12 protein-coding genes are annotated in these 18,849 nt (G+C 56.0%); 7 read left to right on the top strand and 5 right to left on the bottom strand.

Features of this window, described 5'->3' with window-relative positions; all coding sequences use genetic code 11:
* Positions 1 to 18: 18 nt before the first annotated feature.
* The 3 genes from H9I52_RS03665 to H9I52_RS03655 all read right to left on the bottom strand — a co-directional run bounded on the left by H9I52_RS03665 (position 19) and on the right by H9I52_RS03655 (position 2,741).
* Positions 19 to 1,158 (bottom strand): hypothetical protein, encoded by a 1,140-nt coding sequence (locus H9I52_RS03665; protein WP_222940396.1) that lies wholly within the window; start codon positions 1,156 to 1,158, stop codon positions 19 to 21.
* 314 nt (positions 1,159 to 1,472) lie between these two features.
* Complete coding sequence (locus tag H9I52_RS03660) at positions 1,473 to 1,862, bottom strand: hypothetical protein (RefSeq protein ID WP_187452698.1); 390 nt, start codon at positions 1,860 to 1,862, stop codon at positions 1,473 to 1,475.
* Positions 1,863 to 2,015: 153 nt separating this feature from the next.
* Positions 2,016 to 2,741 carry an SGNH/GDSL hydrolase family protein gene (locus tag H9I52_RS03655; RefSeq protein ID WP_139514003.1) on the bottom strand — a complete coding sequence of 242 codons (726 nt, stop codon included), beginning with the start codon at positions 2,739 to 2,741 and terminating at the stop codon, positions 2,016 to 2,018.
* A gap of 490 nt (positions 2,742 to 3,231) precedes the next feature.
* On the opposite strand from H9I52_RS03655, the gene H9I52_RS03650 reads away from it, so the two are divergent.
* From H9I52_RS03650 to H9I52_RS03640, 3 genes are all read left to right on the top strand, one after another.
* On the top strand, positions 3,232 to 4,224 hold the full coding sequence (locus tag H9I52_RS03650; protein ID WP_187452697.1) for a ScyD/ScyE family protein: 993 nt from the start codon (positions 3,232 to 3,234) through the stop codon (positions 4,222 to 4,224).
* 468 nt (positions 4,225 to 4,692) lie between these two features.
* Positions 4,693 to 7,434, top strand: coding sequence for a glycoside hydrolase family 2 TIM barrel-domain containing protein (locus H9I52_RS03645; RefSeq protein ID WP_262385931.1), 2,742 nt, complete (start codon positions 4,693 to 4,695; stop codon positions 7,432 to 7,434).
* 59 nt (positions 7,435 to 7,493) lie between these two features.
* The gene (locus H9I52_RS03640) at positions 7,494 to 8,300 is read left to right on the top strand and encodes an NIPSNAP family protein (RefSeq protein ID WP_187452695.1); all 807 of its coding nucleotides are present in this window, start codon (positions 7,494 to 7,496) and stop codon (positions 8,298 to 8,300) included.
* Between the two features lie 86 nt (positions 8,301 to 8,386).
* On the opposite strand, the gene H9I52_RS03635 is transcribed toward H9I52_RS03640, so the two are convergent.
* Positions 8,387 to 9,610, bottom strand: a complete 1,224-nt coding sequence (locus tag H9I52_RS03635) for a Gfo/Idh/MocA family protein (protein ID WP_187452694.1) — start codon at positions 9,608 to 9,610, stop codon at positions 8,387 to 8,389.
* Positions 9,610 to 10,611, bottom strand: a complete 1,002-nt coding sequence (locus tag H9I52_RS03630; protein WP_187452693.1) for an FAD:protein FMN transferase — start codon at positions 10,609 to 10,611, stop codon at positions 9,610 to 9,612. The genes H9I52_RS03635 and H9I52_RS03630 overlap by 1 nt, the downstream gene beginning before the upstream one ends.
* Before the next feature lie 618 nt (positions 10,612 to 11,229).
* Here H9I52_RS03630 and H9I52_RS03625 point away from each other — a divergent pair.
* From H9I52_RS03625 to H9I52_RS03610, 4 genes are all read left to right on the top strand, one after another.
* Positions 11,230 to 14,310, top strand: a complete 3,081-nt coding sequence (locus H9I52_RS03625) for a SusC/RagA family TonB-linked outer membrane protein (protein WP_187452692.1) — start codon at positions 11,230 to 11,232, stop codon at positions 14,308 to 14,310.
* A 33-nt stretch (positions 14,311 to 14,343) separates the two neighbouring features.
* A complete protein-coding gene (locus H9I52_RS03620; RefSeq protein WP_187452691.1) occupies positions 14,344 to 16,002 on the top strand; it encodes a RagB/SusD family nutrient uptake outer membrane protein in 1,659 nt (552 codons plus the stop codon).
* A gap of 76 nt (positions 16,003 to 16,078) precedes the next feature.
* Positions 16,079 to 17,443 carry a DUF1080 domain-containing protein gene (locus H9I52_RS03615; protein WP_187452690.1) on the top strand — a complete coding sequence of 455 codons (1,365 nt, stop codon included), beginning with the start codon at positions 16,079 to 16,081 and terminating at the stop codon, positions 17,441 to 17,443.
* 31 nt (positions 17,444 to 17,474) lie between these two features.
* On the top strand, positions 17,475 to 18,848 hold the full coding sequence (locus tag H9I52_RS03610) for a Gfo/Idh/MocA family protein (RefSeq protein WP_139514012.1): 1,374 nt from the start codon (positions 17,475 to 17,477) through the stop codon (positions 18,846 to 18,848).
* Position 18,849 lies beyond the last annotated feature (1 nt).

Below are 18,849 nucleotides of genomic sequence, written 5' to 3'. Positions count from 1 at the left end.
GGTCTTCGCATAAATGCCTTATTGCAAGGCAATTAGTATAGGAATCAGGCCTTGTCCTTCCCGAAGCGGGCGCAGGGCTTTGCCGATCACGGCGCCAAAGGCTTTGCCCGGCTCGGCGGCTTTCATGGCGTGGCCGGGCAAGTCAGAAGTGGTCAGCAAATCGCCGACTTCAATGGCCGCCTCACGCGCATCGACCTTGCAATACACCTTGCCCAGCAACGCAATCGGTTGGCGTTGCGGGCTATGCTGCGGCTGCCGGTCCAGCACCAAACCCGGCTTGAAAGCACCTGCCCCCGATACCACCCCGGCTACGCGCTTGTCGTAGGGCTTATGGCTTTGGTAGAGGGCACCTTCGTCGCCCAAAACCATCACGGTGCCCGGTTCAGCGGCCTCGGCGAGATCAAAATCTTCGGCGCAGTCGGCGTTGGACATGGTAATGTCGCCGGTTACTTCCACGTTGCCCTCAAAAAAGCCCGCCAGCCGGCCGCCTTTCCCGTACACGCCGACCCCGCTTTTACTACTGCCCAGCACACCGATTCCGGCGCCGTCTGTTTGGCCCCATACCCCGTTGCCGGTGGTGCTGATGCCCACGACGCCCTCTGCTTTGGTGGCCCAGCCCTCCACGCCGCGTCCTTCAACGGAGCTGCCACGGATTCCGGCTGAAGTGCGGCTGGCGGCCCGTAAGCCGTAATCGGTGTCGCTGATTGCTACCACGCCCCGGCCGCTCACCGATTCGCCCAGCACGCCAAACGACGAAGTACTTTTGCCGTGTACGCCGTTGCCGCTTTTGCTGGTGCCCAGCACGCCGTCGCCTTTCCCGTCCGTTTGACCCCAGATGCCATTGCCCTCGGTGCTGATCCCGACCACGCCTTCTGCTTTGGTGGCCCAGCCTTCTATGCCACGTCCCTCGACGGAACTGCTTCGAATGCCGGCCGAAGTACGGCTGGCGGCCCGCAAACCATAGTCGGTATCGCTTAGGGCCACCACCCCGCGACTGCTGGTTGACTCGCCTAGTACGCCAAACGAGGTGGCGCTTTTTCCGTGCACACCATTGCCGGCGTTGCTAACGCCCGCAACGCCGTCTCCGCCCACACTCCCATTTTCGCCGCGCACGCCCGCTATTGCAGGATCTACGGAATCGCCGTTCAAGTTTGCCATTTCTAAATTGTCGCTAAAAGTTTCCGATGCTTCCCCTTCCCAACACCACGCGCGTCAGCGCCCTAGTAATTGTTATAAGAATTTACGATTAAATACAAGACATAACAAGTAGCTGAGCAATAATTCAGTTAGTAATACCTTGAATATCAAAAAGATACAACGAACTACTGCGAGAGCTGGGGGCAATTTGCTTGCAAAGCCTGCCGAAGCGAATGTTTATCGCCATTGAACTCCCCAAAACCCAAAAAGGCGGCGCGGCTAAATAGCCACGCCGCCTTTTCAAAGCTGAATCAGGAATACTGACAGCGAACTACTTAGCGCTGCGCATGCACCAGCGGCAAGCCCAGCCGCTGCACAGTCTGCTGCTCAAAGTCAAATTCAATCAGTACGGCGGGCTCCTCGCCTACTACCCAGCCGTCGTGACCGGGCTCAATGGCCACGACCTGCGGCGCCACGAATTCTTCGCCGTCGCCGTTGGCGTACTGAATATGCAGTTGCCCATGCGCCAAAAACCCGACGTGTGCATGCATACAAAGCTCAGTACCAATGATACCCTTCAGATCGCGGGACCAGCGAAAACCCGGCGGATAAATTACCCGCTTGACGCGCGCGTCGCCGGTGCGCACCACTTCTACCTGTACGCCCCCTACCTCACGGCGCTCTGCTCCCGGAATGGGCGCCATCAGTGAATCCGTAGTACCCATAATGCTGTGCTAATAGTGAGCGCTGAGCGCCTGAAAAGGAAGTGAAAGCCTGCTGGGTATTAAAGTAATAAAATTTAGAATTTTTTTCACTAAAGCCCGGCGATTCATTCTGCTTCCTTTCAAGCAGTTAGTCATGTAAAGCTATCCGGTCGGCTATTTGCCGCTTTTTACTTGCTGAATGGCCTGCACGATGGCCTGTGAAAAAATGGGCGCCACCACCCGCTGTCCGGCGTCGTTGAGGTGCACCCGATCGTGGTAGTAAGCCGTATTCTGTTCGTCACCGGCTCGCCCAACGCGCTGATCTGCAGCGACATCTGCCAGCCCATGAAAGGCCGTACTGCCCTGCGCCTGCAGGTTGCGCAGATAAGCATTGGTCGCCTGACGGTCGGTTTCCTGATTGGCCGGCGTATCTTCCTCCGAGCGGGGCAGCAGCGTTCCCACCACAATTTTCCACTTGGGGTGCACAGCCAGCGCCTGCCGGCACACTTGCAGCAGCGCATCCTCAGCTTGCGCCGCTTTGGCCCCGTAATAGATGTGGTTGGTCCCTTCCCAGAGCACGAGCACGTTTACGTCTTTGCTGTCGTCGTAGGCGGCGTTGATGCGCTCCATTTTATCCAAAATCTGCTGTGTGGTTTGGTTGGCAACGGCCACGTTCTGCAGATCGCCGCTGCCAAGCCCGGCGGTTTGGGCTTGGGCCCGCACGTCGGTCATGATCTTTTCATCCATGATAAAACCCAGATAACCAGATAGTAAGCTATTGCCTGCCAGAGTCACTTTGTAGGTGAGGGGCTGAACCGGGGCAGGTTCCTTGGAGGTGCATCCCATCAGCCAGATGGGAAACACGAATAGTAGGCAGCGAACGATGAATTTGAGGAGCATATGTAGGTGGTAAAGAGAGGAGAAGCAGAACGGAGGGGATTACGCAATAGTCCGCCCCGAAGATGCAAAGGACGTAAAACGGTTGGCAGAGGCAAAAAAGTATATCATGTAATGCTTTGACTATTAACTACTTAACTAGATACAGGCATTTTAACTATGCCTAGCTAATGTAACTATAAGAATAGTAATCTTAGCATTGAAAGCAAGGTGTAGGCTCAGAAATTCGAGGTAGGAGTTGTACAAAATCAGTAGCTGGCTATAATACTTCCTACGCTACACGGTGTCGCCGGACTGAGTATTAGCTAACACTAGTGCATTTGAATAGGGCGGCAACTAGCGCCGATCCATTCAAACCAGTAGGGAGGAAAATAAATATACCTAAAGCAATATTTATTTGAATAATATCCTCTTAATTAGATGTAACGCTTTGATTACCAAGAAGTTTTTACGATAAATCCAATTTTCTAAATCTACTTCTAATCTCACTGCTATGACCCACAAACACCTCCTTGTTTCCGCTTTTTTGCTGCTTACGCTGCTAGTTACCAGCTGTCAGAACGACGATTTGGGAAGCCTGTTTCCCAACCAGAAAACCATTATCACCGATGACCTAACCCTTCCTATTGGCCTGAGCGTAGATGGCAAAGGCCGGATTTGGGTCAGCGAAACAGGCACCGGTAACAACGATGCGCAGATTTCGGTAGTCACCCAGGATGGGCAAGTGTATCCGGCCTTTACCGGCTTCGCTTCCGCAGTATCGCAGGGCGGCGAGCTGGGCGGCATTGGGCACGTGCTGTACAAAGACGGCATTCTGTATATTCTGGAGGGTGGCACGGGCAAGCTGTATCGCGCCGACGTCTCCGCCTACAAACCCGGCGACCCGACCCGCTCCGCCCAGAGTTTGGCGTCGGAGGACATCGGGACGTTTGTACGGTCGCAAAACCTTTCTACCCCCATCGATTCGGACATCTACGACCTGACCTTCGGCCCCGATGGCGATCTGTACATTGCTGACGCTGGTGCCAACGCCATCATCAGGCGTAAGAAGGATACGGGCGCACTCAGCGTATTTGCCAAGATTCCGAATATCAATCCGCAGGTGCAATCCGTACCGACGGGTATCGTATTCGACGGCAACCGGTTCTTGGTCAGCACCTTGACTGGATTCCCGTTCAGTACGGGCGCGGCCAAAATCGTGCAGGTGACGCTGAACGGCACCGTTTCGGACTACCGCACGGGCTTCACCATGCTCACCAACTTGGCCTTAACTACGAAGAATGTTCCCGTTGTAACCGAGTACGCGCAGTTTTCGCTGACCCCTCCCACCGTAGGCTTTGTGCCCAAGAGCGGCCGCGTAGCCACCGAAACGGGTACAACCTTGCGCGGAGGCCTCGAGCAACCTACTGATATAGAACGCGTTGGCGAGCACACCTACTACGTGCTCGGTCACGGCGACGGCACCATTCAACGCCTGACTTATTAAGCCTCAAAAGGGCGCTTTTACGCATAACTTCTTGGTAAAACAGTACGCAAGGACCTCCACGTCAGTGCGAACTGATAAAACAGCCTTCTTTAGCAGACTCCTGAATCAGGCGCTGCCGAAGAGGGCTGTGTTATTTGATGCGCGTTATATACTATAGAATAGGAGCAATGGTGCTGGCTAGCACGCGGGCGCTACATTTATTAAAGCTTTAGCAAACGATTCCGGCGGTTGTGCTAACTTACCCGCCGTCCTTGGGCATTGAGCCAACTGGCAGATTGTCAATGCCCCACAGATTCTCCAAAACGTTACGTTCCCGTTGCCCCGCGGACTTGCCGGCTTTTGTGCCCGCACTACGCACGCTTGCCCCTACCCCATTGAACCTCGGCTAGTCGAATTATTTGCTTCGGCATGGTTCGGCCCATTTTAACTGTAAAAACGGTGCGCAGCAGACGAAAAATTGCTCTGGTAATGTTGGTTGTGCTGTGGGCTGCCTGCTCGCAGGCGTTCTCCCAAGCCACCGTGGTGCAATACCTCTCCGGCACCGACAAAGACCATACCGTACAGTGGGATTTTTATTGCACCACGGGCAGCAAAAGTGGCAAATGGGACAAGATTGCGGTGCCCTCTAACTGGGAGTTGCAGGGCTTTGGCACCTACAATTACTACCGCGACGACGTTAACCCCGACGAGCAGGGCCTGTACAAGCACGCATTTCAGGTGCCGGCGGCGGGCAAAAACAAGCGCGTATTTATCGTGTTTGAGGCCTCCATGACCGACACCGAGGTGAAGGTAAACGGGCAGTTGGCCGGGCCGGTGCACCAAGGCGGCTTCTACCGCTTTAAGTATGAGATTACCAGCCTGTTGAAACCCGCCGGCACCGATAACCTGCTAGAAGTGAAGGTTAGTAAGCGCTCCGCCAACGCCTCCATCAACCAAGCCGAGCGCAAGGCCGATTTTTGGCAATTCGGTGGCATTTTTCGGCCGGTTTATCTGGAAGTTGTCCCAGCTACTTATATCGACCGCGTTGCGCTGAATGCGCAAGCCGATGGGTCGCTGAGCGTGGACGTATACGCAGTAAACGCTGCTAATCAGACGCTTAAGGCGGAAGTACAGGAGCTTTCCGGCAAGCGGGTTGGGCCAGGATTTTCCGCGAAAACCAGCAGCGGCCAGGAGAAAACTACACTGCGTCAGCAGTTTAAAGGCATTAAGCCTTGGAACCCAGAAGCGCCAAAGCTTTACAACCTCATCGTTTCGCTTGCTGACGCCAAAGGCGTCGTGCATCGGATCAAGCAACGATTTGGGTTCCGCACCATGGAGCTCCGACCGCAGGATGGGCTGTACGTCAACGGGCAGAAAATCTACTTCAAAGGCGTATGCCGGCACAGCGAATGGCCCGAATCGGGGCGTACGCTTAGCAAGCAGCTCAGCCTGCTCGACGTGGGCCTGATGAAGGAGATGAACATGAACGCCGTGCGCATGTCGCATTACCCACCCGATCAGCATTTTCTGGACGTGTGCGATTCGTTGGGCCTTTTTGTGCTGGATGAGCTTACCGGCTGGCAGGCCAAATACGATACTTTGGTGGGGCGCAAGCTGGTGAAGGAACTGGTTGTGCGCGACGTGAATCACCCTTCGATTGTGCTCTGGGACAACGGCAACGAGGGCGGCTTCAACTTTGGCCTCGACGGTGATTATGCCCTCTACGACCCGCAAAAACGCCCGGTGATTCACCCCTGGGAGCGCTTCAACGGCACCGATACCAAGCACTACCCCGACTATAACTACGTGCAGAACTCCGTGCTCTACGGCAAGGAAATCTTCTTCCCGACCGAGTTTATGCACGGCCTTTTCGACGGCGGGCACGGCGCGGGGCTCGAAGATTTCTGGAACTTGATGCGCCGCCATCCTTACTTTGGCGGGGGCTTTTTGTGGGCCCTTCACGATGAAGCCGTGGTTCGCACCGATCAGAACGGCAAGTTGGATGCCGCCGGCGACCAAGCCCCCGATGGCATTCTGGGGCCCCACCGCGAAAAAGAAGCCAGCTTCTACACCATCAAAGAGTTGTGGTCGCCAGTCGTGATCGACAAGAAGTTTCTCGCGCCCGGCTTCGACGGACGGCTGGAGGTAGAAAACCGTTACTTGTACACCAACCTGAACCAATGCTCGTTTGCGTGGCGGCTCGTGTCGTTCCCGACGCCCAATGGTACGACCACTGCGCCCAAGAATAACGCGACCGGCACTGCGCAGCCACCGGCGTTGGCACCGGGCACGAAAGGCACACTGGCGCTCAAGCTTCCCTCCAACTGGCACCAAAGCGACGCCCTCTACCTGACCGCATACGGCCCCGACAAGCGCGAGCTTTTCACTTGGACGATGCCGATTAGATATCCACAAGATATTGATAAGCAGTTTGTTGCTAAATCAGCAGCACCGGCCATCGAAGCAGCGGAGCAAGTGGTCAGCTTGCTGGTGAAAGCCGACGGCGTGAGTTATTATTTTGACAAAAGCACCGGGTATCTGCAAAAAGTGGTCAATGCAAAAGGCGAAATCTCGTTGTCGGGCGGGCCGGTACAGGCCGGTGTACACCACTCGCTCCAGAAGTTTCGACACTACGCGGCCGGCGACAGCCACGTCGTGGAAGCCGATTACGGCGGGCCTTCGGAGTTTCACGTGAAGTGGCTGTTTGCGGCTGGCAAGCCGGCCAAGCTCGAATACCAGTATTCGCAGAAGGGCGACGCCGACTTTATGGGCATCACGTTCAATTATCCCGAGGAAAAAATCACGGGCATGAAGTGGCTGGGGCGCGGGCCGTATCGGGTGTGGAAAAACCGCCTGAAGGGCCAGCAGTTTGGCGTTTGGCACAAAGACTACAACAACTCCATCACGGGCGAAACCTGGCAGTATCCAGAGTTCAAGGGCTATCACGCCGACCTGTATTGGGTGGTCGTGGAGAACAAAGAATCGCCGTTTACCGTCTACTCCGACGACCAATCTATCTTTCTCCAAATGCTCAAACCGGCGCGGCCGGCCGGGGCCCGCACCGACAACACGGTTCCCGCTTTCCCCGACGGTAACCTCGGATTTCTGACGGCCATTGCGCCCATCGGCACCAAATTTCAGGCAGCGGCCCTGATGGGACCGCAAAGTCAGAAAAACTTCATGCTCAACTACACGCCTATCAAGGGCAGCCTATGGTTTGACTTTCGCTAAGACCTTCTACTTTCTCATTTCTCAGACGTCACCAAAACCACCAAACTAACTACCTCTCTATGAAGCTTTTGCACATACAGCGAGTTGCTCTCTGCTTGATTTTTTTGTGGCTGGCCAGCACTTTGCAAGGGTTCGGCGCAGCCCCGAAACGCGATTTCTACCAGCTCAAGATTTACCACTTACAGAACAAAGATCAGGAAGCCCGCCTCGACAAATACCTGCAACAGGCGTATTTGCCGGCGTTGCACCGGGCCGGCATTGCCAAGGTCGGGGTGTTTAAGCCCATCGCGGCAACCGATGCCGCAGCGCCTGCCCCAACGGAGCAACTTATTTTCGTGTTTGTTCCGTTTAGCTCGGGAGAACAATTTCTGAAGCTGGATTCGGACTTGGAGAAGGACAAGCAATACCAAACCAGCGCCCAAGATTACCTCAACGCGCCCTTCGACAACCCCGTGTACAGCCGCATCGAAACCGTGCTGATGAACGCCTTTACGGGCATGCCAAACTTCCACCTGCCGGCGCTGAAATCGGGACCTAATGAGCGCGTATACGAGCTGCGCAGCTACGAAGGCGCCACCGAAAAGCTGCACCTCAACAAAGTAGCGCAGTTCAACAACGCCGAGATCAATATTTTTAAGCGCCTGAATTTCAACACCGTATTCTGCGGGCAAGTAGTGGCAGGCAGCAAAATGCCGAACCTGATGTACCTCTCCACCTTCGAAAACACGGCAGACCAAGAGGCGCATTGGAAAGCATTCGGCGCCGACCCGGAGTGGGTAAAGCTCAAGGCCATGCCTGAGTACGCCAATAACATGCTGCGCATGGACAAGTACATGCTACACCCCGCTTCGTACTCTGATATATAATATATTGACAATCAATCACTTACAAAAAAGCCCGTTGACTGCCTTTTTGGCGAAGTCAACGGGCTTTTTTGCGATTTCATAACCTGTTATGTGAAGCTATACTCAGGGTGCCACTTCTCGATGGTGTGGTTGTAAATGGCTTGGTTGGCCATGTGCACCGTGCAAGCCGTGCGCGCCCCCGTAAGCACGTTCGAATCGGGCATCTTTTTCTCGCGTACGGCCCGGTAAAAGTCGTTCAGGGCATACCACGAGCCATCTTTCAACGGCTCCGAACCGGTGGTGATGGCAATGCCACCCTCTTTGTTCCACGTAATTTTGGTGGCGCCGGTTACGCCGTCCACGGTGCCGTACTGCTTCAAGGTTTCCTTTTCGGGGTAGTATACACCCTCATCAACGAGCAGCGAAATGGTGCCTTTCGTGCCTTTGAGCTTAAATAAATAGCCATCGCGGGCATTGCCACACGTCGCCCCGAAGTTGCCAACCATGCCTTCTTGGGCGTAGCGCACCATCACCTGCACGTTGTCGTAGGTTTCGCGACCGTCTTTGTAGTAGTCGATGCCACCGGTGCCAAATACTTCGTCGGCGTGCGTTTCGAAAGCCCAGTTGATAAAATCCATTTGGTGCGAGAGCAGCTCCGCCGCCAATCCGCCCGAATATTCGCGGTACATGCGCCAGTTGATCTTGCGTTCCAGCCCGGGCTCGGGCACGGGCCGGCGCCAGCTGCCGTTGCGGTCCCAGCGACAATCAATCTGGGTTACCTTGCCCAAATACCCCTGCTTGATCATCTCCTTCACCCGGTAATACAGCGGCGAGTAGCGGTACTGGTGCCCCACCTGTAACGTTTGGTTGGGCCGTGCCTGCGCCAGTTGCACCAGTTCCAAGGCCTGCGGTATGTCGAAGGTCATGGTCTTTTCGAGGTACACTTGCTTGCCGGCCTGCAGCGCCGCTTTGGCAATGGGAAAGTGCATGTTGAGCGGCACGGCAATAATTACGGCTTCCACCGCCTTCGAATCCAGCAGGGCGTGGTAATCGGCGTAGGTTTTGGCTTTGTTGGCCGAGCCGATTTTCTGGGCGTCGCGCAGGCGAAACGGCAGATCGTCGCAGAGGGCTACGACTTCAAACTTGTCGGGCAATTCTTGCAACACTTTCAGCAAGCCCGTGCCGCGGTCGCCGCACCCGATGACGGCAATTTTGATTTTGCCGGTGGCAGCCGGCGCCGCAAATGCATCCATCAACCCACCGTTCAACAGCAGGCCGCCGGTCAGCATGCCTGTTTTTTTGAGAAAATCTCGTCTTGGAAAGTCCGTCATCAGTGAAAAATTAACCTTTGAAATCCCTGCGTAGTTGTGTCGGCAATGGCGCCGTTGGGGCGCTGGTAAATTACATACGCCTGAAGATCGGGGTGCCGACGCAGAAATGCGAGCGCTTTGGTCAGTCCCATGCCCATCAGGGCGTTGTCGTAGGCATCGGCGGTAAAGGCATCGGGCGCCACTACCGTTACGCTAATCATCTCATTATTAAACGGATACCCTGTTTTCGGGTCCATCAGATGCGCGCTTTTTGTGGCGCCCCACTGCTTAAATTTGCGATAATTACCGGAAGTAGTAACGCCCCCAGCATTCACCTGAATAACTTGCTGCATATCAGCTGGTTGCAAATCACTGCTGTCGGGCCGCTCAATCCCGATCCGCATCGGCTCGCCGCTGGGCCATTTGCGGCCGCGCACCCGAATTTCGCCGCCAAGCTCTACCAAGTAGTTGCGAATGCGCTTGCTCTCGAGTAGCGTGGCCAGCACATCGACGGTGTAGCCCTGGGCAATGCCGTTCAGGTCGATGCGCACGCCGGGCCGGTCTTTCACCAGCGAATCACCCCGCAGATGAAGTTTGTCGGACCCGACCTGCGGCAGTATCGCCTGAATAGCAGCCGGCGTAGGCGGCGCGGCAATGTGTTCCGTCCCGAAACCCCAGGCCCGCACCAAAGGTTCGACGGTGGCATCGAAGAGGCCGTCGGTATCTTGGTACACCTGCAAAGCTTTGCGAACGACGGTGCGCAGATGCCGATCGGCGACAACTCCCCGCCGCGATTGATTGAACTGGTTGATCAACGAGCCCGGCTTGTAAAGCGACAGTGAGGCATCAATTTCAGCCAGTTGCCGCGTTACGTCGTCGGCAGTAACCAGACTATCAGCTGCATAGTAGGTAATGGCATACGTGGTTCCCTGGGCATACCCGTTAAGGTGGAAAGCCCGCAACGGGGCCGGAGCTGCCGGAAGCAGCCAAAGCACCGTTGCCAAAAGGAAGCCTAAAATCATGCAGCTACTAACTATATAGAGTGAAACGAAGCCCGCGGTTATTGCTAAGAACACCGGAAAGGATTGCGGAAGGTGCCAAAAAGGAAGTTCGGCTGCTCGTAAACAAGCTGCATCCTGTACTTACCGGCCCCGGCTTTGCCAAAGGTAGCACTTGTGGGCACGTCACCCCAGGCAAAATGCTGCCGCAGAGTACTTTGTTCCCGACGCTGCGCGGCTGTCAAGTGACTCGTCCATGAGAGTACAGGAAGGCAGGGCGGTTTTTTATGACGAATATCAGTTGCGATTGGACCCTAACCATACAGCAAAGCCCACCATCACCCGTTTTTTCGGATTTTCGCCAAGTTTTATGTCGACAGGCAAACGCGGGGCAAAAGCAGCTTAATTCGTTATCTTTCAACTAGATGCCTGCGCAGCGCAAAAGTTCCGACAACGTTTGCGGAAATAAAAACCCTGATTCCCCTCCCATTCACACGCATTCCTTATAGATTACCCTAAAGTTTGCATAGCTAGCAGTAAATCAGGGATTTAAGATTAGCCTGTCTTTTTTCGAAAAAGTACAGCGCATGAACACCGCAATAGCTTCTTCACATCTTCCTTCACCTAACCAACTCCCATCACATGACTGCACTGTACTCACGACACTTTAGGGTGCCCCTTCTTACGTTGCTGCTGCTGATCTGCGCCTCCTTGGGGGCCTGGGCGCAGCAAGCCGGAACTGACATCAGCGGCCGGGTTGTAGACGAGAAAGGCAGCGGACTGCCCGGCGTCACGATTCAGGTGAAAGGCACCACCACCGGCACCAGCACCGATGGCGACGGCAAATTCTCGCTGAAAGTGCCTGCGGGCTCCAATACGCTGGTAATTTCTTCGGTGGGCTTGGTGGCCCAAACCGTTAACATCGACGGACGCAAGCAGCTCAACGTCACGCTGAAAGAGGATGTGCACGCGCTGGCCGATGTAGTGGTAGTAGGCTATGGTACGCAAAAGAAAAGCCAGACTACCGGCGCCATTTCTTCGGTTTCGTCTAAGGAAATCGCTGAATTGCCGGTAACCAATGCCCGCCAGGCCTTGCAGGGTCGGGCAGCCGGTGTCGACGTCATTCAGTCGGGCAGTGAGCCCGGCGGTGGCGTTACGGTGCGCATCCGGGGACGCCGCTCCATTAACGCTTCCAACGACCCGCTGTATGTCGTTGACGGCATTCCGGTAGCGGGTGGTATTGATGATATCAACCCACAAGACATTGCTTCTCTGGAAGTTCTGAAAGACGCCTCGGCTACCGGTATTTACGGTTCGCGCGGTGCCAACGGCGTGGTGCTGGTAACTACCAAGCGCGGCAAAGCGGGCAAAACGGTGGTGAGCTACGATGGCTACGGCGGCTTTTCCAACCCGCTGGGGAAGGTAGACGTCATGACCGGGCAGCAATTTGCTGACTACAAGCGCGAAGCTTACCGTACGGCAGGCATCTACGACGACAAAGACCCGGTTGCCTCCGACAAGAAAACCTTCACGGCCATCGAGCTGGACGGCATTGCCTCGGGCCGCAGCACCGACTACCAGTCCTTATTACTACGCACGGGCTCCATCCAGAGCCATCAGGTTGGCGTACAGGGCGGTAGCGAAAAGACGCAGTTCTCGGTTTCGGGCAACTACTTCCAGGAAAAAGGCATTCTGAAAACCACGGACTTTACCCGCTACACGTTCCGCGTCAACCTCGATCACCAGATCAACGACCGCATCCGGATTGGTACGTCTACGTTCGGGGTATACAGTATTAACAACGGTTCCGACAGCCCCATCAACAACCCTTCGTTCGATGGCTTCCCGAACCCCAACTACGTAGCGCGCGGCTTCCACCCGTTTGCCGGCGCTCTGTCGGAAAACCCGTTGGGTAAGCCTTATGACGACAACGGCACGCTGATCTTCCTGCCGACTCCCGACGGCCTGCGCTCCAACCCTGCTGCTGAAGTAGTGCCAGGCGCCAACGTCGCCCAAACCAAAACCGTCCGCATCTTCAACAGCGTGTACGGCGAATGGAAAATTGCTGATGGCCTGAAATACCGCGTCAATTTCGGCCCTGACTTCACCAACCAACGCTTCGGGCGCTTTACGGGCACCTTCACCAACGCCCGCCGCTTAGGCGCGCCTACGGCCCGTACCGAGTACGGCCAGCGCTTCAACTACACGGTGGAGAACATCCTGACCTATAACAAAACCTTCAATTCGGTACACAACCTGAACCTGACGGCTCTGCACTCAATTCAGCGCGACAACTACGAAACCGGCTTTATCGACGTAAACGCCGTGTCGGCCGAATCGCAGACGTTTTATAACCTGGGCCAGGCAGGCTCTTTCAACGCCCCCGGCACCGACCTGCAAACCTGGACGCTGCAATCGTTTATGGGTCGCGTCAACTATGACTTCAAGGAGAAATACCTGCTGACGCTGACCGGCCGCTACGACGGGTCTTCCCGTTTCGGCTCAAACAACAAATACGGCTTCTTCCCTTCCATGGCCTTGGGCTGGAACGTAGGCGATGAAGAATTCTTCAAAGGCCTTTCGTGGCTTGACCAGTTGAAGCTTCGGGGTAGCTACGGCTCGATCGGCAACACCGGCATTTCGCCTTACCAAACCCAGAGCCTGCTGGCCCGCACGAGCTACGCATTTGGCACGTCGCCGGCCTATGGCTACCGCGTAGGCACCCTGGCCAACAACGACCTGAAGTGGGAAACGACCAGCACGGCCAACATCGGGGCCGACTTCAGCCTGTGGAAAGGCCGGGTATACGGCTCGATCGAAGCCTACCAGGCCGACACGCGTAACCTCTTGCTATACAATCAGTTACCTATCTCCAACGGCTTCGACCGGGTGCTGCAAAACGTGGGCCACACGCGCAACCGGGGCATGGAAGTAACCCTAACGACCGTAAACGTGAACACCCCCAGCGGCTTCAAGTGGTCGACGGATCTGCAGTTTACCCGTAACCGCGAGGCCATTGTCGAGCTGTTCAATGGCAAAAGCGATGACGTTGGCAACCAACGCTTCATCGGACAGCCGTTGCAAGTGTACTACGATTATCAGAAGATCGGCATCTGGCAGCTAGGCGAGGAAACGCAGGCCGCTGCCTTCGGCCAGAAAGTTGGCCAGATCAAGATCAAAGACCAGAACGGCGACGGCAAAATCGACGCCGTCAATGACCGGATCATCCTGGGCTCCACGATACCGAAATGGGCCGGCGGCATCACTAACCGCTTCGCTTACAAGGGCTTCGACCTGTCGTTCTTCGTGTATGCCCGCGTAGGCAACATGATCCGCAGCGACTTCCACCTCGGCACCAACCAGCTGGCCGGCCGCTACAACAACCTGGACATCAACTACTGGACGCCAACCAACCCGACCAACGACTTCCCCCGGCCCAACAAGGACCAAGAGTTCCCGGTCTACAACTCCACGCTGCAATACTTTGACGGCACCTTCGTGAAGGTGCGTAACATCAACTTCGGCTACAATTTCTCGCCGGGTTTTGTCGAGAGCCTCAAAATCACGGGGTTGCGGGTGTACGCCAGCATTCAGCAGCCGTTCATCTTCGCCCAGTACCGCTCGAAGTACAAAGGCATCGACCCCGAAACGTCGGATGTCGTGAATGCAAACCAGATTCCTTCGGTACGGCAGATTACGTTTGGCGTCAACGCGAAATTTTAAGGCCCGGCCCCAGCATTTTCAAATCATCGAGACATGAAGACCTTGAAATACAGCACTTCACTTTTGGCGGCGGCCCTGCTGCTGCTTACCACCCCTTCTTGCAAAGACCTGCTAAAGGAAACCGTGGTTTCGCAGGTGGGAGCTGATTACCTCACCACGGCCGCGGGCTTCGAAGCCGGCGTGAAAGCCGTGTACTCCTCGCTGCGCGACTTTTACGGCCGCGAAAACGGCATGGACGTAACTGTTTTTGGCACTGATACTTATACGTTTGGCTCCGACGGTACATACAAGTATATGAATCAGTATACGACCCAGTTGGATAGCCGTACGCAGCCCATCATCGACATCTGGAACGCACTCTATATTGGTATCAACACGGCCAACGCCGTAATCGATCAGGCCCCGAACGTGACGGGCCTGGATGATGCTACCAAGAAGCGCCGAATAGCCGAGGTGAAGTTTTTGCGGGCCCACAATTATTTTGTGCTGGTGCAGCAATACGGAGCTATTCCGCTGGTTCTGACCCAAAACACTACGGCCAACAAAGTGGCTACCCGTACGCCTGTGAAAGAGGTTTACGCTGCCATCGTACAAGATCTGGAGTCGGCTTTGCCGGATTTGACGGCCACCACCCCTGATTATGGTCGCGTAACCAAAGGCGCCTGCGAGCACCTGCTAGCGCGGGTGTACCTCACCAAAGCCACCTCAGAAGCTGCTGCAGCCGACGACTTCGCTAAATCGGCGACGTACGCCCAGAATGTCATCAAGAACTACACGTACAAGCTGCTGCCCGATTTTGCCAGCGTGTTTCAGCAGGGCTCGGGCGAGATCAACGACGAAGTCATTTTTGCTACCCAATACACCTCCGACCCTACTACCAACGGCGTCGGCAACGAGACCCACCTGTACTTCGTGATGGAGTACGACGCGCAAGCGGGCATGAAGCGCAGCATCGATTTGGGGCGCCCCTTCCGCCGGTTCCGGCCTACGGAGTATTTGCTGAACACGGTATACGCCGACCGCGTCAACGATTCGCGCTACGCCAAGAGCTTCCGGACGGTGTATTATTCCAACAACCCCGGCACGTTTACGAACCTGTTCGATACGTCGAAATCGTCGATCACCGTGAAGGCTGGCGACACCGCCATCTACCTGCCCGGCGTGGAATGGACGTTGGCGCAGCGGGCCAAAAAGCCTTATCAAGTATTGGTACCGAGCTTGTACCGGCCCAACCTATTCCCGACGCTGACCAAGTTTCTGGACCCCATTCGCCCCGACTTGCAGTATCAGCCCGGCAGCCGCGATTTCTTGATGTTCCGCTTGGCCGAAACGTATCTTATTGCTGCTGAAGCACTTGTAAAACAAGGCAAAGTAACCGAAGCGCTGCCGTTCATCAACACGCTGCGGCGGCGGGCGGCGTTTCCCGGCAAAGAAGCTGCTATGCAAATCACAGCCAGCCAGCTCACTATGGATTTCATCATGGAGGAGCGTGAGCGCGAGCTGCAAGGCGAAATGTTCCGCTGGTTTGACCTGAAGCGTTGGGGCAAACTGATTGAGCGCGTCAAGCTTTACAACCCAGATGCGGCCCCCAACATCAAAGCGGGCAAACACGAAGTGCGGCCTATTCCGCAGGACCAAATCGACCGGACGGCTGGCGGCGTTGCCTCCTTCCCCCAAAATCCGGGATACTAAACCGTTGGTTTCGTAGCTGTTGAAATGAACAAACTGTAAACCTTTATCAATCAACACATTGGCAAAATTCAGATCATTGGCTGCCTACGTTGCGGTGGCATCGCTGGCTTTCGTACAGCCTCACCAGAGTCTGGCAAAAGCTGCCGACGCGTGGCAGAACCTCTTCGACGGCAAAACCCTGAACGGGTGGAAACGCCTGGGCGGCACAGCCGATTACAAAGTTGAAAATGGCGTGATTGTCGGCACGACGGTCATGAATTCGGGCAACAGCTTCCTGACGACCGAGAAGGAATACGGCGACTTTCAACTGGAAATCGACATTATGCTGGAAAGCCCCGTGAGCAACACGGGCGTACAGACGCGCAGCCACTTCAACACGCCCGGTCACGAAGGCAAAGTCTACGGTCGGCAGATCGAGATTGACCCTTCGGAGCGGGCCTGGTCGGGCGGCGTCTACGATGAGGCGCGCCGCCAGTGGCTCTACCCGCTGGACCTCAACCCGAAGGCCAAAACCCTCTACAAGCAGGGCCAATACAACCACCTGAAAATTGAGTGCATCGGCAACGAGACCAAAACCTGGCTCAACGGCCAGCCCGTCGCCTATGTCGTCGATCCGGTGGACCCGAAAGGGTTTATTGGCTTGCAGGTGCACGCCATCAACACGAAGGAGCAGGAAGGCAAGAAGATCTACTTCAAGAACATCAAGATCAAAACCACGGACCTGAAGCCGAGCCCGTTTCCGGCGGATATCTATGTGGTGAACTTCGTGCCCAACTACCTCACGCCCTACGAAAAGGAACACGGCTGGAAGCTGCTGTTTGATGGCAAAACCTCGGCAGGCTGGCGCAGTGCGAAGGCTACCACCTTCCCGGCCCAGGGCTGGCAAACTACCGACGGCACGATGACCGTGCTTTCGTCGGAAGGCAAGGAAGCGGCCAACGGCGGCGACATCGTGACCAAAGACGAGTTTGGGTCGTTCGACCTGTCGTTTGAGTTCAAGCTGACGCCCGGTGCCAACAGCGGTGTGAAATACTTCGTGACGCTGGCCGAAAAGTCGGAGGGCTCTTCCATCGGCCCTGAATATCAGGTACTTGACGACGAGCGCCACCCCGACGCTAAGCTCGGCCGCGACGGCAACCGTACGCTGGCTTCGTTGTATGATTTAATCAAGGCCGACAAAAATCCGCGCTTCATCCATCCCATCGGCGAGTGGAACGTGGGCCGCATCGTGTCTTACCCCGACAAGCGCGTGGAGCATTACCTGAACGGCGCGAAAGTGCTGGAATATACGCGCGGCTCGAAGGAGTTCCGCGACCTCGTGGCGCAGAGCAAGCATCACATCTGGCCGAACTTCGGGGAAGCGCCCAAAGGGCACATCCTGCTACAGGATCACGGCAACCAAGTGTCGTTCCGCAGCATCAAAATCAAAGAGCTTAAATAACTAGTCCTACCCTTTCCTTAATTCCTTTCCCATGTCAAACGAATCTAACGAATCCAACGCCCGCCGGCACTTTATCAAGCAGGCGGCCCTCGCTAGCGCCGGCGTCATGTTTTCGCAGGTAGCGTGGTCGGCCAGCAGCTATAAAAGAATCATCGGGGCCAATGACCGCGTGCGCGTCGGCGTAGTTGGTTTTTCCGATCGCCACAAAGGCTCGCACATGCCCTGTTTCATGGAGCATTATAAAGAGCTGAATTTCGACGTGGTCGGCGTTTCCGACATATGGAACAAGCGCCGCGAAGAAGGCGCCGCCGCCTGGAAAGCCAAAATGGGCCACGACGTAGCGGCCTACCGCAACAACGAGGAGATGTACGACAAAAAGGCGGTGGATGCCGTGTTTGTCAGCACCGCCGACTTCCAGCACGCCCGCCACGCCATCGAGGCCGTAAAAGCCGGCTGCGATGTGTACTGCGAAAAGCCCTTCGCCGAAACGATGGAGGACAACCGCGCTGCCCTGAAAGCCATCAAAGCTTCCAAGCAAATCGTGCAGATCGGCTCGCAGCGCCGCAGCGGATCCAACTACCACGCGGCCGAAGCCTTCATCAAGTCGGGCAAGTTCGGCCCCATCACGATGGTGGAGCTGACCTGGAACGTCAACCAGCCCGGCCGGTGGCGTCGCCCCGACTTGGTACCGCTGCTGAAAGAGTCGGACACCGACTGGAAGCGGTACTTGATGAACCGGCCCATGGAAGCCTTCGATGCACGTAAATATCTAGAGTTCAGGTTGTTCTGGCCTTATTCTTCGGGCCTGCCTGGACAGTGGATGAGCCACCAGATTGATACCGTGCACTGGTTCAGCGGCTTGCAGCACCCCCGCAGCGTGGTGGCCAACGGCGGCATTTACGCCTGGAAAGACGGCCGCCGCAACTGGGATACCATCACGGCGGTATTCGACTACGGCCCCGCCAACGATCCTACCAACGGCTTCCAGGTAACCTTCGGCTCGCGGATGCACAACGGCGACGAGCACCCCGCCGAGATTTACTACTCCAACGGCGGCGAGCTGAACCTGAACACCAACATGGTTTCGCCCAAAGGCGGCCTGACCGAGAAAATGGCGGCCCAAATGAAGATGAAGCCCAACCTGCTGCCCGAAACCAGCCTGTCGGCAGCGGAGCCGGTGATCGCGTCGGCCAACACGGGCGGCGACAAGCTGACTTCCAACCACGTCCGCAACTGGATGGAGTGCGTGCGCAGCCGCAAGACGCCCAATGCGCCCGTCGAAGCTGGCTACAGCCATTCCATTGCCACCATCATGACCAACGCGGCCGTGCACTCGGGCCAGAAAGCCACTTTCGACGAGAAAACCCAGGAAGTAATGGTGGGCGGCAAGCCTTTCCTTGCCTAAG

This window comes from Hymenobacter sp. BT491 (genome assembly GCF_014349165.1).
Lineage (GTDB): Bacteria > Bacteroidota > Bacteroidia > Cytophagales > Hymenobacteraceae > Hymenobacter > Hymenobacter jejuensis.
This window is presented reverse-complemented; position numbering and strand designations above follow the sequence as displayed.